This is a genomic window from Thermococcus sp. EP1 (assembly GCF_001317345.1).
Lineage (GTDB): Archaea > Methanobacteriota_B > Thermococci > Thermococcales > Thermococcaceae > Thermococcus_A.
Genome location: NZ_JXCG01000012.1, coordinates 1 through 21,313 on the forward strand (window position 1 = coordinate 1; position 21,313 = coordinate 21,313).

The 21,313-nt window shown below is 38.5% G+C and carries 31 protein-coding genes; 9 read left to right on the top strand and 22 right to left on the bottom strand.

Annotated features, from left to right (window positions below; translation table 11 throughout):
• Positions 1–208: 208 nt before the first annotated feature.
• Positions 209–769, top strand: coding sequence for a CBS domain-containing protein (locus EP1X_RS08375; protein WP_055283549.1), 561 nt, complete (start codon positions 209–211; stop codon positions 767–769).
• A gap of 5 nt (positions 770–774) precedes the next feature.
• Here EP1X_RS08375 and EP1X_RS08380 read toward each other — a convergent pair whose 3' ends face one another.
• Together EP1X_RS08380 and EP1X_RS08385 are read right to left on the bottom strand one after the other, a co-directional pair.
• Complete coding sequence (locus tag EP1X_RS08380) at positions 775–1,329, bottom strand: hypothetical protein (RefSeq protein ID WP_055283551.1); 555 nt, start codon at positions 1,327–1,329, stop codon at positions 775–777.
• A gap of 123 nt (positions 1,330–1,452) precedes the next feature.
• Complete coding sequence (locus EP1X_RS08385; RefSeq protein WP_055283553.1) at positions 1,453–2,655, bottom strand: proteasome-activating nucleotidase; 1,203 nt, start codon at positions 2,653–2,655, stop codon at positions 1,453–1,455.
• Positions 2,656–2,920: 265 nt separating this feature from the next.
• Here EP1X_RS08385 and EP1X_RS08390 point away from each other — a divergent pair, with 265 nt between their 5' ends.
• Complete coding sequence (locus tag EP1X_RS08390; RefSeq protein ID WP_055283555.1) at positions 2,921–3,598, top strand: metal-dependent hydrolase; 678 nt, start codon at positions 2,921–2,923, stop codon at positions 3,596–3,598.
• Positions 3,599–3,631: 33 nt separating this feature from the next.
• A complete protein-coding gene (locus tag EP1X_RS08395; RefSeq protein WP_371180451.1) occupies positions 3,632–4,660 on the top strand; it encodes a cell wall-binding repeat-containing protein in 1,029 nt (342 codons plus the stop codon).
• Positions 4,661–4,761: 101 nt separating this feature from the next.
• Here EP1X_RS08395 and EP1X_RS08400 read toward each other — a convergent pair whose 3' ends face one another.
• From EP1X_RS08400 to EP1X_RS08450, 11 genes are all read right to left on the bottom strand, one after another.
• Positions 4,762–4,908, bottom strand: coding sequence for a C2H2-type zinc finger protein (locus EP1X_RS08400; protein ID WP_055283558.1), 147 nt, complete (start codon positions 4,906–4,908; stop codon positions 4,762–4,764).
• A 53-nt stretch (positions 4,909–4,961) separates the two neighbouring features.
• Positions 4,962–5,774 carry a hypothetical protein gene (locus EP1X_RS08405; protein WP_055283560.1) on the bottom strand — a complete coding sequence of 271 codons (813 nt, stop codon included), beginning with the start codon at positions 5,772–5,774 and terminating at the stop codon, positions 4,962–4,964.
• Positions 5,775–5,864: 90 nt separating this feature from the next.
• Positions 5,865–6,503: a hypothetical protein gene (locus EP1X_RS08410; protein WP_055283562.1), complete on the bottom strand. Its 639-nt coding sequence runs from the start codon at positions 6,501–6,503 to the stop codon at positions 5,865–5,867.
• On the bottom strand, positions 6,500–7,225 hold the full coding sequence (locus tag EP1X_RS08415; RefSeq protein ID WP_371180452.1) for a creatininase family protein: 726 nt from the start codon (positions 7,223–7,225) through the stop codon (positions 6,500–6,502). The genes EP1X_RS08410 and EP1X_RS08415 overlap by 4 nt, the downstream gene beginning before the upstream one ends.
• Positions 7,225–8,361 (bottom strand): glycosyltransferase family 4 protein, encoded by a 1,137-nt coding sequence (locus EP1X_RS08420; RefSeq protein WP_055283565.1) that lies wholly within the window; start codon positions 8,359–8,361, stop codon positions 7,225–7,227. The genes EP1X_RS08415 and EP1X_RS08420 overlap by 1 nt, the downstream gene beginning before the upstream one ends.
• A complete protein-coding gene (locus EP1X_RS08425; protein ID WP_055283566.1) occupies positions 8,342–9,265 on the bottom strand; it encodes a lysylphosphatidylglycerol synthase transmembrane domain-containing protein in 924 nt (307 codons plus the stop codon). The genes EP1X_RS08420 and EP1X_RS08425 overlap by 20 nt, the downstream gene beginning before the upstream one ends.
• 1 nt (position 9,266) lies before the next feature.
• Positions 9,267–10,070 (bottom strand): UbiA family prenyltransferase, encoded by an 804-nt coding sequence (locus EP1X_RS08430; RefSeq protein ID WP_055283568.1) that lies wholly within the window; start codon positions 10,068–10,070, stop codon positions 9,267–9,269.
• 131 nt (positions 10,071–10,201) lie between these two features.
• Positions 10,202–11,056, bottom strand: coding sequence for a polyamine aminopropyltransferase (gene speE, locus EP1X_RS08435; RefSeq protein WP_055283570.1), 855 nt, complete (start codon positions 11,054–11,056; stop codon positions 10,202–10,204).
• Positions 11,057–11,179: 123 nt separating this feature from the next.
• Entirely contained in the window at positions 11,180–11,554 is a 375-nt protein-coding gene (gene speD, locus EP1X_RS08440) for an adenosylmethionine decarboxylase (protein ID WP_055283572.1), read from the bottom strand.
• Positions 11,555–11,616: 62 nt separating this feature from the next.
• Complete coding sequence (locus tag EP1X_RS08445; protein WP_055283574.1) at positions 11,617–12,093, bottom strand: pyruvoyl-dependent arginine decarboxylase; 477 nt, start codon at positions 12,091–12,093, stop codon at positions 11,617–11,619.
• Between the two features lie 177 nt (positions 12,094–12,270).
• Entirely contained in the window at positions 12,271–13,464 is a 1,194-nt protein-coding gene (locus EP1X_RS08450) for a cation:proton antiporter (protein ID WP_055283576.1), read from the bottom strand.
• 62 nt (positions 13,465–13,526) lie between these two features.
• Here EP1X_RS08450 and EP1X_RS08455 point away from each other — a divergent pair, with 62 nt between their 5' ends.
• Positions 13,527–13,934 (top strand): ACT domain-containing protein, encoded by a 408-nt coding sequence (locus tag EP1X_RS08455; protein WP_055283578.1) that lies wholly within the window; start codon positions 13,527–13,529, stop codon positions 13,932–13,934.
• Here EP1X_RS08455 and EP1X_RS08460 read toward each other — a convergent pair.
• From EP1X_RS08460 to EP1X_RS08495, 8 genes are read right to left on the bottom strand one after another with little or no spacing between them, the layout of a single operon-like run.
• Positions 13,917–15,443 carry a monovalent cation/H+ antiporter subunit D family protein gene (locus EP1X_RS08460; protein WP_055283580.1) on the bottom strand — a complete coding sequence of 509 codons (1,527 nt, stop codon included), beginning with the start codon at positions 15,441–15,443 and terminating at the stop codon, positions 13,917–13,919. The genes EP1X_RS08455 and EP1X_RS08460 overlap by 18 nt on opposite strands.
• Positions 15,440–15,733: a cation:proton antiporter subunit C gene (locus EP1X_RS08465; protein WP_055283582.1), complete on the bottom strand. Its 294-nt coding sequence runs from the start codon at positions 15,731–15,733 to the stop codon at positions 15,440–15,442. Before EP1X_RS08465 ends, EP1X_RS08460 begins: the two co-directional genes overlap by 4 nt.
• Entirely contained in the window at positions 15,726–16,148 is a 423-nt protein-coding gene (locus EP1X_RS08470) for a Na(+)/H(+) antiporter subunit B (protein WP_055283583.1), read from the bottom strand. The genes EP1X_RS08465 and EP1X_RS08470 overlap by 8 nt, the downstream gene beginning before the upstream one ends.
• Positions 16,145–16,390: a hypothetical protein gene (locus EP1X_RS08475; protein ID WP_055283585.1), complete on the bottom strand. Its 246-nt coding sequence runs from the start codon at positions 16,388–16,390 to the stop codon at positions 16,145–16,147. Before EP1X_RS08475 ends, EP1X_RS08470 begins: the two co-directional genes overlap by 4 nt.
• Positions 16,387–16,617, bottom strand: a complete 231-nt coding sequence (locus tag EP1X_RS08480) for a hydrogenase subunit MbhD domain-containing protein (RefSeq protein WP_055283587.1) — start codon at positions 16,615–16,617, stop codon at positions 16,387–16,389. Before EP1X_RS08480 ends, EP1X_RS08475 begins: the two co-directional genes overlap by 4 nt.
• Positions 16,598–16,912 (bottom strand): monovalent cation/H(+) antiporter subunit G, encoded by a 315-nt coding sequence (mnhG, locus tag EP1X_RS08485; protein WP_055283589.1) that lies wholly within the window; start codon positions 16,910–16,912, stop codon positions 16,598–16,600. The genes EP1X_RS08480 and mnhG overlap by 20 nt, the downstream gene beginning before the upstream one ends.
• Positions 16,909–17,184, bottom strand: a complete 276-nt coding sequence (locus EP1X_RS08490; RefSeq protein ID WP_055283590.1) for a monovalent cation/H+ antiporter complex subunit F — start codon at positions 17,182–17,184, stop codon at positions 16,909–16,911. The genes mnhG and EP1X_RS08490 overlap by 4 nt, the downstream gene beginning before the upstream one ends.
• Positions 17,160–17,765, bottom strand: coding sequence for a Na+/H+ antiporter subunit E (locus EP1X_RS08495; RefSeq protein WP_055283592.1), 606 nt, complete (start codon positions 17,763–17,765; stop codon positions 17,160–17,162). Before EP1X_RS08495 ends, EP1X_RS08490 begins: the two co-directional genes overlap by 25 nt.
• A gap of 122 nt (positions 17,766–17,887) precedes the next feature.
• Between EP1X_RS08495 and EP1X_RS08500 the strand changes: the two genes are divergently transcribed.
• Together EP1X_RS08500 and EP1X_RS08505 are read left to right on the top strand one after the other, a co-directional pair.
• Complete coding sequence (locus tag EP1X_RS08500; RefSeq protein WP_055283594.1) at positions 17,888–18,439, top strand: TIGR00288 family NYN domain-containing protein; 552 nt, start codon at positions 17,888–17,890, stop codon at positions 18,437–18,439.
• Complete coding sequence (locus EP1X_RS08505) at positions 18,390–18,914, top strand: TIGR00288 family NYN domain-containing protein (protein ID WP_055283596.1); 525 nt, start codon at positions 18,390–18,392, stop codon at positions 18,912–18,914. The genes EP1X_RS08500 and EP1X_RS08505 overlap by 50 nt, the downstream gene beginning before the upstream one ends.
• 4 nt (positions 18,915–18,918) lie before the next feature.
• On the opposite strand, the gene EP1X_RS08510 is transcribed toward EP1X_RS08505, so the two are convergent.
• Complete coding sequence (locus tag EP1X_RS08510) at positions 18,919–19,371, bottom strand: single- stranded DNA-binding family protein (RefSeq protein WP_055283598.1); 453 nt, start codon at positions 19,369–19,371, stop codon at positions 18,919–18,921.
• Positions 19,372–19,428: 57 nt separating this feature from the next.
• On the opposite strand from EP1X_RS08510, the gene EP1X_RS08515 reads away from it, so the two are divergent.
• The 3 genes from EP1X_RS08515 (at position 19,429) to EP1X_RS08525 (ending at position 21,300) form a co-directional block, all read left to right on the top strand.
• Positions 19,429–20,103 carry an adenylate kinase gene (locus EP1X_RS08515; RefSeq protein WP_055283599.1) on the top strand — a complete coding sequence of 225 codons (675 nt, stop codon included), beginning with the start codon at positions 19,429–19,431 and terminating at the stop codon, positions 20,101–20,103.
• Positions 20,104–20,213: 110 nt separating this feature from the next.
• On the top strand, positions 20,214–20,909 hold the full coding sequence (locus EP1X_RS08520) for a class I SAM-dependent methyltransferase (RefSeq protein ID WP_256381559.1): 696 nt from the start codon (positions 20,214–20,216) through the stop codon (positions 20,907–20,909).
• On the top strand, positions 20,902–21,300 hold the full coding sequence (locus EP1X_RS08525; protein WP_055283603.1) for a ParB/RepB/Spo0J family partition protein: 399 nt from the start codon (positions 20,902–20,904) through the stop codon (positions 21,298–21,300). Before EP1X_RS08520 ends, EP1X_RS08525 begins: the two co-directional genes overlap by 8 nt.
• Positions 21,301–21,313 lie beyond the last annotated feature (13 nt).

Consider the following 21,313-nt stretch of genomic DNA (forward strand, 5'->3'; position numbering starts at 1 on the left):
GCCAGTGAGAGTGAGGCTACCGGCAACGGGACGCCAAATGAACTCTCACAAAGCCCCCTCCATAAGGGCGGGGCAGTTCACGCTTACTATTAAGTGCCCAAAGAATACCGAGTTGCAATGAGCTTGAGACCTCTAAGGGGCAACACCTCAAACGGCCTCTCACTAAACTTTTTAAACTATTTTTTACAATAATAACTGGTGGTTATGTATGGTAATTATCCCCCAACCAATAGATCCTCGAGAAATCAAAAAACTTCGAAAAGAGCTGGGAATAACTCAGGAAGAACTTGCTGAACGAGCAGGTGTCACACAAGCTTACATAGCAAAATTGGAAAGTGGAAAAGTAGATCCAAGATTGTCAACCTTCAATCGAATTCTCCAGGCATTGAAAGAATGCAAGAAAAGTCGTTTTACTGCAAGAGAGATAATGTCTTCTCCAATAATTGCCGTTAAACCTTATGAGACCGTTGAAAATGTGGTTAGACTTATGAACGAATACAACATCTCCCAAGTCCCTATAATGGCAGGAAATAAGGTGGTCGGTTCTATAACTGAGAAAACACTCGTACGAAAAAGCTTTGAACATGAGGATTTACTCTCTAGAAAAGCCATGGAAGTTATGGATGAGCCATTTCCGATAGTGAATGAAGACGAAAGTATTGAAGTAGTAAAATATCTACTGGAGGAACATCCAGCTATAATTGTACAGGACAAAGAAGGGAAACCTGTGGGGATTATAACACGATCTGATCTTTTCAAATTAAAATAAGAGAATTAAGAAGCCCGGAAGGGCACAAACGTAATCTCAAAAAGAAGTTCTCCAGTTGTCGCGTTATAAACTTCTACGGTTTGGTGGATAACATAGGCATTGCTTGGGAACGGATAACCCAAAGAGGCTGCGGGATATGCTCCTTTCTCTATATATTTGCTATTTTCTCCAATTATCATTATTTTAACATATTCCTCAACTTTGTAACTTGCATCTGGAATTTCATTGACGTTATTCCATGCAACTCTTGTTTCATAGCCAAAGAATCCACTCAAGTCATTGGTATACCAGGTAAAATGAACGGCAAACCATGATTTTTCTGGATCATTTTCACTCCCAAAGGGAAAGCTCCAACCTTTTGACCACTTTACAACCATCCAACTATCTAACGTACTAGATGGGTCAACCACTTGTCCATATAGGAGATACTGGTAGAAATAGCCCTCCCACCCTACATAGATTCTTGCCTTTTCACTGAGCTCACAAGGTCTTGCACTCATAGGAACTGCCAAAAAACTTAACACCACAAAGACGAGTCCTACAGTAAGCAACTTCCTCATTTTACCACCCCTCTAATTAATCTTTATGTTCATTTAATCATCCTCAAAGTATTTAAGAATTTGTGGAAACAACTACTAAAAATAAATCCCTAAAATTTATTGAGAAAAATAAAGAAAGGGAGTTCATCCATACATAACTTCGTGTGCAGCCATTTGTTGAGCCAATCTTTCTTCAGAGCCAAGGACTTTCTCAACCGCTTTTAGGAAGTCTTCTTGGGTTACGTATTCTCTCCTTGCTCTAATTGCAAACATCCCTGCCTCTGTTACAATAGCCTTTAGGTCAGCTCCACTAGCTCCCTCTGTCATCTCTGCTATTACCTTAAGGTCAACTTTCTTGAGGTTCATCTTTCTAGTGTGGACTTTAAGGATCTCAAACCTGCCGCGGAACTCTGGTAATGGAACTTCTATTAATCTATCAAACCTTCCAGGTCTTAACAAAGCAGGGTCAAGAATGTCTGGTCTGTTAGTTGCCGCAATAACCTTGACGTTTCCTCTTGGATCAAACCCATCCAACTCAGCAAGAAGTTGCATTAAAGTTCTATTAACCTCCCTTTCTCCTCCAGTTGTCTCTTCAAGCCTCTTTGCACCGATTGCATCTATTTCGTCTATGAAGACTATTGAAGGTGCCTTTTCCCGCGCAAGTTCAAATAACTCACTCACCAGCCTTGCTCCTTCACCTATATATTTCCTCACAAGTTCACTTCCCACAACTCTTATGAACGTGGCATTAACCTCATGGGCGAGTGCCTTGGCCATCAAAGTCTTTCCACATCCTGGAGGACCATAAAGTAGAACTCCCTTTGGAGGCTCAATTCCAACTTTTTCAAAGAGGTCTGGATGTTTTAGAGGTAGCTCAACAGCCTCTCTAAGCTCCATTATTTCTTTTTTCAACCCACCAATATCGTTATATGTCACGTTTGGTCTCTCAATTACCTCAAATCCAAGGACAGATGGATCTTTTTGTGATGGTAAAAGCTCTATCACAGCCATTGTTCTTTGGTCAAGAGCCACTCTTGAACCTGGTTTTAGGTTTTCTCTTTCTATCCATGGTGCAATTCTAACAACAAACCTAGGTCCATTATAGTTCTGCACAATGGCTCTATCTTCATCCAACAATTCAATTAAAGTCCCCGCAAAAGCAGGGGGTTGTCTAAGTCGGGACATTTCCATCCTTAAGCGAGAAAGCTCTCTCTCAAGTCTCTCCTTATCGGCCTCAAGTGTTCTCACTTGAAGTTCAAGCTGCCTTATTCTACGTTTGAGATAATAAACGTAATCATCATATTCCTCCTCATGAGGTTTGATATTGACATCTTTAACATCGTTCATAATTTCTCCCTCCTGTATCTAATTATGTAGAAGAACTTTATTAACCTACTCATTCACTCTCCCCAAGAGTAACTGGGTAAGGACTTTATAAATCTTTGGTTTATAAAGGTAAACATTAACTCTTTTTTAACCCAATACATCGCTTGCTAGCTTAGTTTTAAGTGAATCTAAAGTGGAATGCAAAATAATCCATAACACTCCTTCGAAAGACTTAAGTAATCTTTTGTTAGTATTAGATTTTGAGCATTCATGGAGGTGACGATAAATGGTAAGAATAAGATTCTTGGGACATGCTGCCTTTGAGATAGAGGGAGGAGGAAAAAAGATACTCATTGATCCCTTTTTAACAGGGAATCCAACTGCAGCTGCAAAACCTGAAGAATTTGAGAAAGTTGACCTAATCCTCGTAACTCATGCCCATGGAGATCATATAGGAGATAGTGTTAAAATTGCCCAAAGAACCGGAGCGAAAATAGTAGCGATGTATGATATAGCCAATTATCTGGTGGAAGGAAACGCAGGAATAACCACAATAGGAATGAACTATGGCCCAACCGAGGTGGATGGAGTTAAACTAGTTCAAGTGCCCGCCTGGCATTCAAGTAGTGATGGAAAGTACAGCATAGGCAACGCATGTGGCTATATTGTAGAATTCGAAGGGATAAAGATATACCACGCTGGAGATACCTACGTCTTTAAAGATATGGAACTTTTTGCAGAACTCTATGGAATTGACGTGGCCTTGCTTCCTATAGGAGGTCACTTCACAATGGGACCCAAGGAAGCAGCGAAAGCTGTCGAGCTCCTTAGACCTAAGTACGTCATCCCCATGCATTATGGAACATTTCCACCAATAGCCAAAACTCCTGAGGAGTTCAAAGAGCTTGTTGGAGACAAAGCTCAGGTTATCATACTAAAACCGGGAGAGGTTTTTGAGCTTTGAAAAAGCTTTTAAACTTTCTTTTTTAGCTTTTATGTGGTGAGTGGATTGAGGAGAAGATACACAGCAACAATACTAATTACAAGTTTACTCATAGCTTCCCTTATGGGGGTTTTGGTACATGCCCAAGAAGAGACTCCTAATATCCCCGAGTATGATATTATAATTGTTAGAAATGATGACTTGATTGACTACATCACAGTTCAACCCTATGCAAAACTTCTTAATGTCCCTGTTCTTCCTGTTAATCCTCAGGGATTAGATGAAAAAACTTGGGCTCAATTATATTCTTACGTGCAACTGGGATGGAAAAAAGTATTGATAGTTGGAAACTCAAATGCTGTGAGTAAGGAAGTCGAAGACGAGCTCCTTAAAATGGGATATAGCGTTACGCGGATAGGTGGCGATGTTAGAACCGAAACAGCGGAAAAACTAGCCGTTCATTTTTATCCTAGTGGATCAAAAGCCGTTGTATTGGCAAGTGCTCTGGATTATGGATCTGCATTAGCAGCATCAAAATTTGCTATGGAATATGAACTTCCAATGCTATTAACTCTCGAAAATGACCTTTCCGAACATGCCATTGCCGGATTATCAAACCTGAAACCAAATCTTGTTATAATCGTAGGTACTGGAATAAACCAAACGATAGAAACAAAACTCAAAAACATGGGATATCAGACATATTGGCTTGGTAGGACTGTTGAGAAGCCTCCTGTTTCACCCCCTGAAGAACCTTCACCTTATACCTACTCATTCATTGGTGCCATATTAGCTTTAGTAATTGCTGTACCTGTTGTGCTCTATTGGGCGAAAAAGAAGTGGTATTCCCACAAAATCCCAGTGGAAGTACTCACAGAGAAAGAGAGAATAGTAGTAAAGGCATTGATAGAACAAGGAGGAAAAGTAAAGCAAGAAGACCTCCCCGACCTCACTGGCTATTCCAGACCCACCGTCAGTAGAATAATTCAAGAACTTGAAAAGAAGCAACTTGTCGAAAGGGAAAAAGTGGGCAAAACCTTCATTGTTAAGCTTGTAAAAGAAATAGACTTAAGAGAATATTGATATCCCAAGGTTGAAAAAGAAGTCTAAAAGAGTCAGAAAGCCCTGCCGCTCATCATCTCTCAGTTTTTAACTTTTCTTCATCCCAAATTGGGGAAAGAAGGTCAAGGACTTCTAAAGAGATGTCCATGGGCCTTGTTTACGTGTTTAATATAATCCTTACTCTTCTTAAACACCATACCACATCTTGGACATTTGAAGAATACTTCCCCGTCCCTATCTTTAATTTTTATCGCCTTCATCACCATCATCACCCTCCACCCCCATGGAGTAATCTCAGAATCAATTTTTAAGCTTTATCCTTCTAAATCCATATCCTATTTCCCTTCACTTTGAGATATCCCATCCGTTGAAGTTCTTTTAAAAGATCTTCTAAAGCTTCTTCATCAAAGTAAATGCTTATTTTCTCACGTTTTCCTTCAATACTTATTGGTTCACGCTCTAAAAGGGCATCTATAAGCTCAAGTTTTGTATTCTTCTCTTCAGCCAATGAGAGTAGCATTTGAGCTAGCACAGACTTTCCAATTCCCACAAACATAGCCTCAATGAGAGATTCCTCAGTGACGTATTCCTCCGCAATCTCGAGGGCCCTTTTTATGAGTTCCTCCTCTATTTCAAGAACCTCTACAAAGTATCTCCTCATAAAAGAAACCTCTGTGGTAAGAGTTGCACCCAGCTTTTCTTCAACTTCTTCAAGAACATCTTCAAGATCATCTATGCTAAATTTGAGTTCAATCTCCAGTTCCTCAAGTTGAGGCACCTCTATCAATCTGAGTTTTTCATCTCCAGTAATATAACCACCCTCAATAAGAGCTGCTAATAATGTAATTCTGGCCACGTCAACTTCATCAAAGAGTTCTTTAAACTCTTTTTCCTCACCTACTTCCCAAGCAGACATCAATGCATTAAATGCAACTTGCATTTCCTCTAGAGTTTCTTCAATAACAGGACTTATTCCCTTTGATTTTCTAAGTAAATTACCAAACTTGTCTCTAACGACAATAAAGTGATGAAGCTCCCAACCAAATTTCTCTTGAGTTTTATTCATTATGCCTTCTCTACTAAGCTCTTTTGAGAGGGTTATCATATCTTCTTTGCTCAATACTTCAAATCTCATAATTCTCCACCATTAAAAGAGGAGCTTTCTCCAGTTATAAACATTGAGTATTCTCATACCCATAGAATCCAAGTTGAGAGAGATAATTCTTCACTCTTCGAAAGTCTTGAAAAGAAGTTTCTTTAGGGGCTTATTTTTCATTATCTCAGCTATATTTTTTATCTCGTCCGACCCGACTTGGTCTTTGTTTATATATATGTAAAGAGCATATGCCATGACTTTTGGATCCCCTTCATTAAGTTCCTCTATAGCCTTAGCCACTTCTCCTTCCAATAGTCTATCTGCTACAGCTTTTAATTTTTCTTTGTCCTTTTTTTCTAGTGCCTCTTTTAAGGGTATGTAAAACCTGTTTATCGCTAGACGGGCCATTCTTTCTCTTCTTTCCAAGTATTCCATAGGGGTTTCCGATTCAGTTTTTTTAGAAAAAAACATGTAATAGGCAAACGGAAGTAAAATAAAACCAACCATGGCCCAAATGTATGGAGTTAAAGAAAATGGAAGAATCTCCGAGTATTTGTATTTCAAATAGAGAAGAAGTACCAACCCTATAAACCCCCAAAGTACAAAAAACATGATATACATTTCATCCATACTTTTTCGCTTTCGAAGAATTTGATATTTTGAACTCGCACCTACTCTTTCAAGAAACTGTAACCTACCTTCTACAAGTTCTATCTCTGCTTCAAGACGCCGGATCCTATTTTCAATTTCCTCCAAAACTTCTTTCATAGTCTCCCAACCAGAATTTCTGCTATCTTATCACTAACAATTTCTAAAATCTGTTCTCCCTTCTTTCTTGTGGCCCTGCGAGGATTATCATTTACACCATCTGGAAAGACTTCAAGCCCAATATCCTTTTTTATGACCCTAACCGGCAAAGCCTTTTTCTCCCCCTTTGCCTTGTCCATTTTGACAAGCCCTGGAGCTATTACTAACATCACTGAAGTTTCATCTTCTCCAGCATGCCCTTGAGAGGAACATATTTTTGATATTTCCTCTCTAAAGTCGATCCACCAGTTTATAAGCAGAATTTCAACATCATGTTTTTCAGCAATTTCCTCAGCTGCCTCAACAAGAGGATATATATTCCCCCCGTGTCCGTTTAGTATGACAAGCTCCTTAAAGCCTTCCAATGCAAACTCATCCAGAATATCCCGAATATATCTCCGTAAAGTATCTGCCTTTACATTTATGGTACCAGGATATACGTTCAAAACAAAACTGTGACCATACCAAACAGGTGGGGCTATAAAGATGTCAATCCCTTTTCTCTTCAACTTTTCTTCGATTCTTCTAGAGATTTCAAGAGGTGCAAATACATCCGTGCCTAAAGGTAAATGTTTCCCATGAGCTTCTACACTTCCAACAGGAATTAAAACTGCTCTTATGCTCTTTTTCATCTTTGCAAATTCTTCCCAACTGAGTTCTTCCATTTTCATGTAAAATCCCACTATATATTTGAAAGAACTTCTTCATAAGTTTTTTCTATCTTAACCACGACCCTGTCCCAAGAATACTTTTCTTCAACAGCTCTTCTTCCATTAGTTCCATACCATCTCCTAAGTTTCTCTTCCTGTAACAATCTCTGAATTGCATTCCTAAGCTCAAGCTCATTTCCAGGAGGGACAAGCAATCCTGCTTCATTTTCTTTCACTATTTCAGGAATTCCTCCAACATTTGTAGCTATAACTGGTACCCCAGATGCCATGGCCTCAAGAACAACTATTCCAAAGGCCTCTGACGTTACTGAAGGTAAGACAAAGATGTCTGCCATCCTAAAGACTTCAGGAAGTTTGTTGTCCTCTATGTATCCTAAGAAGATAACTCTATCTTCAATCCCTAAGAACTTAGCTTGCATTTTCAGAAAAGGCAGCATTTCACCACTTCCCACCATTACAAGTGTGGCATCTTCTATCCCAGAAAATGCATTCAAGAGTACATGCGGGCCTTTTCTATAACTCATACGACTCACATATAGGATCACATCCCCCTCAATCCCAAAATCAGCTTTTATATCATCTTTATTTGTAGCAGGTATAAATCGATTGTCATCCACACCATTCGGAACAATGGAGATTGGGATATCCGTAAAATGTTCAATAAAAGCTTTAGCCGCTTTGCTCACGGCAATTATTTTGTGAGGATATTTAAGATACATAGTAAATAAGGGGATTGTCAACCCTAAGGCCTCCCAGAGACGCGAGTCATGAGCAAAAGATATACTATGAGTTGTAAGGAGAGTGGCCTTTTCCATAGCTTTTCCAGCTTTTGCAGCTTTTAATGCAAGTGGAGTAAAGGCGTGGTGTGAATGAATGACATCAAAATCTTTCAAAAATCCATTAAGTTCTTCAGACGACTTTAGACCATAACTCACATTTATCTCTAACAAAGGAGTAATGACTCCCGGGATTTTTATTAACTCAATTCCCTTTTCAGCCAATTCTCCCTCCTTTCCAGTCTCTCGGTTATTTGTTACTATGGCTACTTCATGTCCTCTTTCCTTTAGTTTTATAGCCAAGTTATGCATGTGAGATGCTACTCCCCCTATTTTTGGGTAATACCAATCACTAACTAGTGCTACTTTCATATCCCTCACCTAAAAGTCTGTAAAAAACAAAAGCTCCTGCAATCGAGTATATATATTGGAAAAGGAACTTATATAAAAATGCAGTAAGAAAAGCTTTTGTGGATGAACCTATTCCAACAAGAATTCCGAATTCATTCGCTCCTATTCCAGATGGGATTCCACTTAACGATGCAAATAGCACACTCATCAAGAAAGCGTAGAGTGCCTGCTTAAAAGATATCTCAAGCGAAAAAGCCTTTCCTACAAGCATTAAACCAAACGTCTGAACGAGTATTACTACAATTGAGATCAAGAATACCATTAAAAAGCTAGACTTATTCTTTCGGGCCTTAATCCAGCCTGTATATCCTCTGTTCCACCATTCTTTCAAAGTTCGGGAAAATTTCTTTGCCCCAACATCTTCCCAGAATTTAAAGAAGGCCAAAGCAGTTTTGTGGAAGGCTTTGTCATAGATAAATGCTAAAAGTATCATGGCTATGCCAATGAGTCCAAGCTTGGTAAACCCTAAAAAGATCAGGGCAAAAGACAATATGATCACAATCTCTGCTGCCATTCCAAAGGCAAGGGATGATAATGCTGCAAAATAATCCCCTCCCACCAACTTAACTTTTGCCATATGCCCAACTGTAGGAGGAAGAATTGCCATTAGATAATATCCACTAACAAAGGCCTGAACTGTTCGCTTAAAGCTCGTTTTTTGAACTCTTCTCAAAACAAGATACCACCTAGTTGCTGCAAGAACGAGAGTAAAGAAAGATAATATGATTGCAAGAAGGAGATATTTGTACTCAGCTTCTTTTAAAGCAATGAACAGCTCATTAACATCCACACTTCTATATAAATAGGCCAAAGATATCACAAATGCTAAGATGCTAAATAGCTTCCTCAAAGTAGTTTTTTCCATCTTAGACACCAAACATTGCCTTTAGTGCATGCACCCCTAAGAGCAAGACCATGCCTCCATCTAACATCCTATAACTCAACTTTTTGTTCCAAAAAACAACTCCCAAAACTCCTACTACAGCAAAGGGAGAGTATAATGGACTTAGCAGAAGAAGCAATGAAGCTATTGAGAAACTAATCACTAGTTTCTCCGAAACGCTTTTTCCTATCAACATTGGAGTAGTCTTCAGATTGGCCCTTTGATCACTATCATAGTCCTCTAAATGGTTTCTAAGTTCCATAGCAATGGAGTACATAAAGAGAGAACCTGCAATGACCAATTCTCCTTCGCTAATAACTCCATCAAAGTATGCACCGTAAATAAAAGGCAATACTCCGAAAAATAAGCCATGTGAGAGAATGTCTGCTATTGGAATGCTCTTGAACCTAGGAGGTACTGAATAAAAAGTGGCTAATATACTCATTAGAGAATAAACAACAAATGGTTCTTTCCCTACAAAATATGAAAATATCAAACCAGTCATTATCATGAACAAAGCCGTTATAATGCCCATCCTGAAGCTGAGCTCTCCATTTGCAATTGGGTTTTTATACCTCTTTCTAGGATTAACCAAGTCCGTATCCACGTCAAAACAGTTATTGATAGCAAATGCATAACCAACATACAATATAATCGAAGTAATCAATAAGAATCCATTGAAAATATCAGGATTATCCCTGAAACTCATGAGCATCCCAAGAATGCCCATCCCAATAAATGACTTCCCATCAAATATTCTTGAGTTCTTGATTACAGCTCTTATCATCGATACCACCACCATTAGAGACCTTTTGAAAATTGTTTATATGCTTTTCCAGTGAAAATCTGGTCTCTTTTTTCTTGAAGAATCTTAAACTTGAAACTCTAAAAATTTTGGAGAAAGAAGATAGAGAGGTCCTAACTCTTAGGTCTCTTTTCAAGAAGTTCTCTGACATATTTTGGAATTTGGAACAAAGTCTCGTGCCTCTCTGGGTCATAATACTCTAACTCAAGCTCTTTTGCTCTTTCTATATCTATCTTAGTAAAGTCGATGTCCCCCTTTACTCCAACTAAGAAACTCCAAGGAGATGCATAACCTATTACAGGAAAGCTAAAGTAATACACTTTGTCAAAAACCCGCTTCATGTTGTTATATGCTTCCAAAAGCTCGTCTATAAAAAGATAGACACTACCAGACTGAGTTATATATATTCCCCTTTTGCTTAATGCATCATACGCATTTCTGTAAAATTCTTCACTAAACAAGAGCTTCGCTGGTCCAACAGGGTCTGTAGAGTCTACAATTATAACATCAAAATGCTCCTTATGAGCTTTCATATATTCGACACCATCTCCAATTATAAGTTCTGCTCTGGGTTCCTCTTTTCTAAATAACCTCTCTAGGAGACCTTCATCTATTTTCAAGTGCTCCATTGAGACTTCGACAACTTTTTTGTCTATCTCTACCATTGTAGCGTGTTCCACGCTTTTATGCCTCAAAACCTCTCTTAAAGTTCCTCCATCTCCCCCGCCAATGACTAAAACCCTCCGAGGGCCTGGATGAGCCAACATTACTGGATGGACTAAAGGTTCATGGTAGCTTTTCTCACCATTCTCGACAAGTTGCACAGTACCATCAAGAACGAGTAATTTTCCAAAGCCTTCAGTCTCATAAAGTTCGATTTTTTGATACTCACTTTGAACCTCGAGGATTTTTGAAGTGATCTTGAATCCCACACCATAACCTCTCGGATACCACTCAATAAATTCCATTATACTCACCTCGATGAAACCTTCAGAGATAGTTTTTAAAGTTTTGCCATGAAGCATATATCACTTTTCAAAACATATTCAAAGATCTTCCCATTCCAAAAAGAAGATATAAAGGGAATAGACTCACTCTTTAAACAGAAGCCCCCTATCAAGCTTTACAATGGTTGGCCGTTTACATTTTAATTCCTTAATTATATATTCGCTTGCTTTAAGAGGCATGGTGTGATCCCCACACGTATAAACATCAACAGCCGCATAACCATGTTCAGGCCAAGTGTGAATCGCTATATGGCTCTCAGAAACGACAACAACACCAGAAACACCCTGCGGTGAAAATTTGTGGAAACGTTTATCTATAATCGTGGCATTTGCAACTTCAGCTGCCTTAGTAAGAACCTCTTCTACTTTTTCCATGTCGTCTAATATCTGAGGATCGCATTCGTAAAGGTCCAAAACCACATGCATTCCTATTGGGTCGTTTACTACTACTTGAACCATCCACGTCACCCCCTTCCATGCACCACACCTCCTTTTATTTTGATTTTGAAAAATGAAAGAGATCAGTATGGCAACATAACAACAGCTGCAACAGCTGCCGCAGGCCTATCCTTAACGGTTACTTCAGCGACAGCAGCTTTAAATTCCTTAAGCTTCCAGCCTCTAACTTTAAAGCCTTCTTCGACCATCTTCTTTACCATTCTTTCTGCTTCTTCCTTAGTGCAGTAGCCACTGTATTCATATATGAGTCCACCTTCATTACCCTCGCTTATTCCCACTCCTAGAGCAGCGCTGATTGTGGACCCCGGTTCATCACTTTCTATGTGAGCGTAAACTGTGGGTAAAAGCATTCCTATTGGGATATTCTTAGGGAGTTCCTCCACCCACTCGATATATGATGGAATAACACTGCTAAGTTTCACTAGATTGACATTACCAATCCCCATCTTGAGTAAAGCATTATCAAAGGCGTTTAATTTTGTTCCTCCCTCAGCACTTGCAGCAAGTAAAATGGCTTTTTTTGGTGTTGTCCAACTCATATTTGTTTACCTCCTTTCTCTCCACAAATTATCATGTTATTTTTGATTTTAAGGTTATTTGATTAAGAATTCCGTTATCAATTTGAGGTTACCAGTATGTTTGCTTATAAACCTTTCGCTTTTGCTCAGAAAAAATAGAAAAGAATGGAGGATAGAGTAAATCCCATATGGGCTGCTTTAAACCCGATCAACACTAAAATCCTCCTGAGATTTAATCTCTGATGTTGCTTTTCCAATAGTTGTAGAAAGGAACATTCCTAATATACTAGCCAATGAAGCCAGGGCATACAGATGTTCACTCAAAACTCCATATTCATAGCCCAGCTCCCCTACAAGGAGACCAAGAACACCAAAGCTTGCAATACCACTAGCTCGGGCAATTGCCTTCTGGATATTACCATTCCAAGTGAAGCCCATAGTAAGGAGAATTCTAATAACGTACACAAGAACAAAGAAGTAAATAACCTCTACTGAAAATTCAGTTTCAAAATTTATCCCCCTCCATGCAAAGAATATAGGGGCAAAGATACCATAGGTTACTCCCGAAATTATTGTATGCACCCTTTTATATTGTTTAGTCCCCATTAAATCACTGTGAAGTAACAGACCCACTACAAACGCTCCAATGCTAAAGTGAAGACCTATCATCTCACTCAAAAGGGCTATTGAAGTTGATAAAATCATTACTAAGCCAAAAACAGCTTCATCGCTCTTCAAGTTTCTGAGACCTTTAATAATCAAGACCTTATGCTTAACATTAAGGAAGTAGTTTATTCCAAAAAGAGCACCTAAAAACAGCCCATCTTTTATAAGTTCCATTATTAATCCCAAATAACTTAAATGATAGACTTCAAAGTTGATGAGGATGTAGAGACTTATAAGTGCACCAACCTCACTTATTACTGCGTATGAAAGAGCAATATGGGAAAAATCATCTCCAAAGAATCTAGAAAGTCTCAAAACTATAGGGGCAGATGCAACAGAGAGTATAGCCCCCACAATAAGGTTCTCATGAGAGAGTGTGTAATTCGTAAAAGGAAGGGTAACAAACGTCATTAGAGCGTATGTAAGAATGTAAATTGGAAGGCTCTTTTTTCCTCCAATGTGGACCTCTTCTGGGGTGAGCTCAAGACCTGCATACATCATGAGGAAAAATATTCCTAGCTCAGCAAGAAGGTTTAACTCCTCCCTGGGCATAGAAGTGAGAAATACTCCTAAGAATAATCCCGCTGAAATCTCCCCAAGAAACCCAGGATAGCCAAACCGTTCAAATATTTCAGCAAAGACTCTTGCAATTGCAATTATGATAAAGATATACCCAATTACCCCATAAGGTTCCACGTTTGCACCTCCACGTTTCTTGGTATCCATCCAATTAAAAAATTTTCTAAAACTGCAGAAGATTTTTATTGTCCCAGCGCGTTAGTTATTCTATGAGACATTACGAGATTTTAAAGATCGAAGAAAATGGAAAGGTTGAAATTCCTCTAGAATGGGCTTATGAAGTAGGACTTGTAAAAGATGCCTATTTCCTAGTGGAAATTGATACTGAGCTGAATGAAGTCCATATGGAAAGGATAGCCTTGCCTGGAAAGCAACTGGTTGAGATTGAACTTGTGGTCAAAGATCAGCCTGGAGTTTTGGCCAAGATTACAGGATTACTAGGCAGACATCGTATAAACATTCTCTTTAGCGAAGCCGAGGAAATGGAGCAAATTGGACTAGGAGCAATAGTTGCCGTTGTGGACGTGAGTCAGGCAGATGTAACTTTAGACCGGCTTTTAAAGGAGCTACAAATAATAGAGGAAGTCATGGAGGTATCTCTAAAGGAGATTAAATAAAAGAAAGAGTAATACTACACCAAAAATCATCATGTATGCATTTATCTCCTTGCCAAATTCAGAAGTATCAAAGGGGAAGACCGAAGGCAAATGAAGTCTAAAGACTCCTGCTTTTTTAAGGGCATAGAACAATGTCAGGGCAATAGCAATATTTAGGAAATCTTTTACTACCTGTAAATGGGGATATAAGTATATTCCAAAGATCAGGGTAATTAACCCCAACAATAGGGAAAGTATCTCTTTTTTCATTGGGATGTGGATCCTTTTGCCTCTTTTTGAAAGGTAGTAATTGAGTTTTATAAAGGAAGCAAGTGTGCCAATTGTTCCACCATAGAATAAATATCTCTGAATATCCTTAAGCCCCTCAAGCAGCATGATCTTTCCAAAAGCACCAATAAATGGGCTGATTCCTCCAATTGCAAGACTTAATAAGATTACTGAAACCATCAGAAACTTGCTATCTCTGTAGGACAACTTCTCTAAATCACGGGTGTTATAATGTTCTGCTATTGTTCCAACACTTAAGAAAAGTCCTCCTTTAAAGAGTGAATGAGCCATAGCATAATATGCAGCAGCCAAAGGATTCAACATAGCTATACCAAGAAGCACATAACCCATCTGAGATACTGTGTGATATGCTAAAAGTCTTTCAGAATTTTTCTGAAGTAGAGCCATGATTATACCAAAGAACATTGAAGCAAATGCTGTTACAAATAAAACGTCCTGCATGAACGTATCCAGCGGAAACGTTAGTATTAGAAGTATCATTCCATAAGCGGGCATCTTAACAACCAAACCTGAAAGTAGAGCACTTACAGGAGCATCTGCTTTGGAATGGGCGTCTGGAAGCCAGAAATGAAGAGGAAAAATACCGCTCTTTAATAGAAGAGAGATAAATGCCAAACCTAATGCAACGTTTATCTCCTTTGAGAACGTGAATCTCTCTTTTATCAATACTAAGTTCAAATATCCTGTTTTTAAGTAGATTATACCGATAGCTAAGATAAAAATGTATGAAGCCAGCAAGGAGAAAAGCGCATATTTAAACGCGGCTCTTCTTGCACCTTTTTCTTTAGAGATTGCAACTAAAGCAAAGCTTGAAACTGATGCTATCTCCATATAAACATAGAAATTGAAAATGTCCCTGCTTATAAAGGCACCAAGAAGACCTGCGTGAATGAGGAGCAATAGTACATACACCTTATTCTCAATTTTTTTCGGGTAATATCCACTGTAGATATAGAGCGCAACAATGGTAAAAAGAACCAATTCTCCTACTAGAAATGGAAAGTTATAAGAATCAATCGCTATCTCAATTCCAGCAGGTCTCTCCCATCCACCAACTATCTCAGCATAGGGTAATTCTAAAAGTATAAAAGGCACAAAAGCCCAAGAAGAGATAGCCCCAATTAAAAATAAGTATTTAGAACGCTTTTCCATTCCTAATGCAGGTAACACTGAGAGCATGAAAGCAAATAACAGTGGGGCCGCTACAAGTAAGGGAATCATTCTTCCTCACTCTCCATTTTTAAAATTAGTGCTAAAGCAAGAGATGTAATTGCAACATCAACTACGAGAGTCGTGAGCATTAGAGTAGCAGGTAAGGGATCCACTATAATCCTTCTGGGGAGTATTGGAACATCCCCTCCCTCAATATAACCTGTGCCAATGAAAAAGAGGACGAGACCTACAGAAACCACGTTTATTGAGAGTACTAACTTAATCAGGTTCTGCTTTGTCATAAGACCATAAAACCCGATTAACATTATTATAATCCCCGCTATTTCCGGACTAATCACGTTCCACCCACCTCAGCAAAATATAAAACATGAAGGTAAAAGCCGCACCAACTTTCAAGGCTACTCCTATATTAAAGAGAGGTACTATACCTCCACTCAGCAAAGCTCCAACATCACCTCCCCTCAAGAAATTATAGAAAAAGTTTCCAAAGAATACTCCTAAAATTCCCAGGAAAACCAAAAATGCCCCTGAGATACCTTCTATAAACTGCACTTCCCAGAATTTAAATGTTTTTCTAACCCTTTTATACCCGTGGGAGGTTATCAAAAGAACAATGCTAACCGCAAGAATAACTCCTGCTTGAAAGCCCCCTCCAGGGCTTAAATGGCCATATGCCATCAAGTAAACAGAATATGTAACTAAAAACGGGCTTACAAGCTTTGTAGTCGTTCTTACGATAGGAGTCATTTTCATCTTTTCTTCCCTCCAAGGAGGAGATAAAACCCTGCAATTGCAGTAAATAAAAGAGTGGCCTCCCCCAAACTATCATAAACTCTCCAATCTGCTAAAATTGCAGTAACCAAATTTGGAACCCCTACTTCTCCCCAATGAGTAGTGTAATATTCATAACTCCCTCCTTCTGCCCGCGAATAGTCAAGAGATATAAAAACAGCTATTAGAGCGACTACTATGAAGGAGGCTATTATTCTTTTCATTTTTCCACCTCCCTAATAGTAAAGAGAAACACTCCTATAACAACCGCTCCAACTACTATTGCAGAAAGAGCTACATCTGGAGCTTTCAAAAGCACGAGCACAAGAACAAACGCCAAGCTCAGGAAAGCATATTTAACTACTGCATTAACTAGGTTCTTTTCCTCAATCACTGCCACTGAAAGGATTATCATTGCCACAAGGAGAAGTTCAAGGATTATCCCAGGCATACATATCCACCACAACTTTTGGTCTTATACCATACTTATAAGCTCCTCTCGCAATCGCATGAGATATCATGGGATTTACCAAAGCTATCAAAAATGCTAATACAAGGAATTTGAGTTTAACTAGTGGAGAGGCCTGAGAAGCAATAGCTAGAGCTATTAAAATGCTCATTGCTCCCCCTGTATCACACTTGGTAGCGGCATGAAGTCTTGTATAAACATCTGGAAAACGAAGGATTCCCAGTGTACCAAACAGCATTATCGATTCTCCAAGCAGAAGAAAGAAATATTCTATCACCTGGCTCCCTCCATATATTTTGCTAGAATAAGACCTCCCACTGCATTGACCATTAAAAGCACTATTGCGAGGTCTAAGAAGAAATATTCATTCATTATAAAACCAAAAATAGCCAAAACCACCACTACCTTTGTGGTCACTGTATTTATTCCCACAATTCTATCGGCTAACGTTGGTCCAAAAAGAACTCTATACGATAATATCAAAGATGTAGCCACCAGTATTAAAGCTCCCCAGCCAAATGGGTTCACCAGAAGATCTTCTTCAACCATCCCTCGATATCCCCCTTAATCTTCTCCCCAGCTTTTTCTCTATTGAGAGTTTCCACCTTTATCCAGTGAACATATAGATAGGTCTCTCCAAGTTTTTTATTCACATCTACAGTTAATGTCCCCGGAGTTAAAGTTATAGAATTAGCCAGAATTGTTATACCTGTGTTTGAGTGTAGATCAGTCTTTATTTTCACGATACCTGGATTTATATCCATAAGAATCGCATGTCTTGCTACTTTAAAGTTACTCTCAATTAGCCTGAAGACCATGATAAAGAGGTATTGTGGAATAACAAAAAAGGCGATATAAAGAATTTTCTCTACTATATGACCACTCTTTCTTATATCACTAGTGAGCATTTCATACATAAAAAGGGATATTATAAAAGTCGCTATTCCACCAATGAAAAGATTCTCTGATCTTATATTTGTACTTATGATCACCCAAAATGAAAAAAGTGCAATCCAAGTTAGAACTACCTGTTCCCATTTTGGAAGTTTTTGTGCCTCATAAGTTTCAAATAATACCCTCTGCTTTATTTCATCAAGCCGCTCTCTGAGATAAAAAGGGACTCTACTCATGTATTATATTAGGTTTTTGCTAATTATAACCCTTTTGTTAAGCATTTACCCAACTTTTTTATACTCTAAAAACATAATTCTTACATAAAGTTTTGAAGATATCAATAATTATGGTGATAACGATGCCCAGCAATTGGGAAAAGATAGTCTCGATAACAAAAGGGGGAGTAAGGAGTATCGCAATGATGAAACAAAAAATTCAACGAGGCAAAAAGATTGCTTTACTCATAGATGGTCCCAATATACTAAGAAAAGAATTCCACGTCCATCTTGAGGATATAGTTAAGGCCCTGGAAGAGTTTGGAAATATTAGAGTGGCGAAGGTCATATTAAACCAATACGCTCCCCAAGGACTTATTGAAGCTATTGCAAATCAGGGTTTTGAACCAATAATTGTTGCTGGAGAAACAGGGGTAAAACTTGCTGTTGAAGCCATGAGAGAGATATATAATCCAAATGTAGATATAATCGCTTTAGCAACTCGAAATGCTGAATTCTTACCTATAATATTAAAAGCAAAGGAAAAAGGAAAAGAAACTGCTATAATCGGGATTGAACCTGGGTTTAGTGCAGCTTTAAAACATGCCGCAGATTATGTGGTAATTCTTGAAAGAGGTGAAGCTAATGAGAGCATCTCTATTCAAGATACTGAGAAGAGAAGAAGGAAAGCCTAGGGAAAAAGAAAAGAAAGAAGTTCCCAAGACCCCTCCAAAGAGTGTAGGGCTTATAATTGATGGACCCAATATACTAAGAAAGGAATTCGGGATAAAACTTGAAAACATAAAAGAAGCTCTAGAAAAGATCGGAAAGATTAGAGTGGCTAAAGTTGTTTTAAACCAATACGCTCCCCAAGGACTTATTGAGGCCATTGTAAATCAAGGATTTGAACCAATAATAGTTGCCGGAGATACAGACGTAAGAATTGCCATTGAAGCGATGGAACTCATATACAATAGCGACATCGAGGTAATAGCCCTCGCTACAAGAGATGCAGATTTTCTGCCAATAATAAATGAGGGGAAAGGAAAGGGTAAAGAGACCGTCATTATAGGAGTAGAACCAGGCTTCAGCATTGCTCTCCAGAATGCCGCCGATTATGTCATTAAGATGGAAGGAAAAGGCGAACAAACTGAAGGGTACGAAGAGTAATACACTATTCCTCTTCAAACTCCAACTTTAGAGATGTGTATTCCCTTTTAAGCTGCTCTACTATTTGAGAGACCTCTGCACTAAGCCCCATTAGTTTTTCAGAAAGTTTACTAAGTTCTTCTATAGCAATTTCCAAGGCCTTTTCACTTTCTTCTACCTCTTTCATGGCCTCAGCAAGCTTTTCTTCTTCCTCCCGTTTGTATACTTCAATTTTTAAGGTATCATAATTCCACATTATTTCGCCACTTCTAATAGAAAACTCTATTGAAATTCGCACAACATCTTCTTTTCTAACTCCCATCTCCTGAAGTTTCTCAAATAAATATTGATTCAGCTGCGCAGCTGCTCTTACAACCTTTTCGGGGTTAAGTTTTCCTCGTGTTAATGCAAAAAGAACTTTTCTAACCTTATTTGCATACCCGCTTGCCCTAACAAATCCTGTTGAGAGCCTGGGCATAGCTCCCCACCATAATACTTTAATGCACTGAAAATATATATCAATATTGGTGATCGAATGAATATTTTAATTTTTGGTCCTCCAGGTTCTGGAAAATCTACTCATTCAAGGAGAATTATAGAAAAATATCATATCGAATACATCGCTTCGGGAGATATAATACGAGCTGAGATAAACAAAGAAAACGCTTTAGGTCGAGAAATGAGAAAATATATAGAAAAAGGAGAGTTACTCCCAGACACGGTGATAAATACTCTCGTTCTTTCAAAACTACGAAGGAGAAGAGAAAACTTCATCATAGATGGATACCCTCGAACAGCCGAACAGGTTTTGGCACTAGAAAACTTCTTGTATGACCATGGAATAAAAATAGATCTAGCAATTGACATTTTTATTTCAAAAGAGGAAAGTATAACCCGCATATCTGGGAGAAGAATTTGCAAACGCTGTGGGGCTGTCTACCATATAAAATACAACCCACCCAAGATTTCTGGAAAATGTGATGTTTGTGGTGGAGAGGTGGTTCAAAGAGAAGATGACAAGCCAGAGATAGTGTCAAAAAGATATGACATCTATATCAACAACATGAATCCCATAATTAAGTTCTACAAAGGCCAGGGAGTGTATGTACAGATAAACGGGCATGGAGGGATAGAAGAAGTTTGGGAAAGAATTAGGCCCCTATTAGATTATATATGGAATAGAGAAAGGAAAAGAGAAGAATTTGAATAACCAGAACCCTTCACTATTATACTGGAAATTTCAGATTAGCCATCTCACCAAAAATAACTTAAAACCATACATGGAAGAATATTTAAAACAGCACCCTGCAAAGGAACTCACTGGAAGGAGAGAGAATGGCAGAGTATTTTGATAAAATTGCTCATAGATATGATGATTGGTACAAAACCAAAGTAGGACAGTACGTAGATAGGACAGAGAAAAAGCTAGTCTTCTCCATGATAAAAAGCAAGAATGGAAAAGCCCTCGATCTGGGATGTGGTACTGGAAATTACACGCTAGAACTTTATATGAGAGGCTTTGACGTCGTTGGGGTTGATTTAAGCGAAGAAATGTTAAAAATTGCCAGAAAAAAGCTTCCCCACGTTAAATTTATCAGAGCAAGCGCATACTCTTTACCTTTCGAGGAGAACACTTTTGATCTAGTGCTGAGCATTACAATGTTTGAATTCATTCACAAACCAGAACTTGCCTTAAATGAAATTTACAGAGTGTTAAGACCAGGAGGAGAAGTCGTGATAGGCACCATGAACGGCAAAAGCCTCTGGTTTATTTTTAAGCGCATAAAGAGCCTTTTTGAAGAAACTGCATATAGATATGCAAGATTTTACACTCCAAGTGAACTGGAAAGACTAATGAAAGGAGCCGGTTTTGAAGATGTCGAGAGTAAAGGAATTATCTTCTTCCCCTCATTCTTTCCCTTTGTAAAGTTAGCCGAGAAGCTCGATGAAAAGTTTAGCGATAAGCTAAAGAACCTTGGAGCATTTATATTGGTTAGGGGAGTTAAGGGTGATTAGATTAATAACAAGAGAAGAAGCTTTTAAACGAGCTGAAAGGATAAAAAAAGAGAATGAAGCAATTTATGGGATCCAGTTCAAAATTTATCAAAAATATCTTCCATTTGATATTCTTACACCCACCCAATGGGAATTGAGTGAGAAAAAGCTGTTAGTGGTCCTTCAGGAGATAGTCCATGGATACGATGCACCAGTTATTGTCCTTGAACATAGAGGAAAGTATTACATTCTAGACGGTCATCATAGAGCATATGCTAGAAAAAAATTAGGATTCTCACAAGTTGAGGCAATAATCCTTAAACCTACTCATGACATCCCCACAAAGATAGAAGAATCCGTAAAAAAGGCAAAGCTGAAGAGTTTAGATGATATAGTGATTGTTAAAGAGTAGTATCAAGGGGATG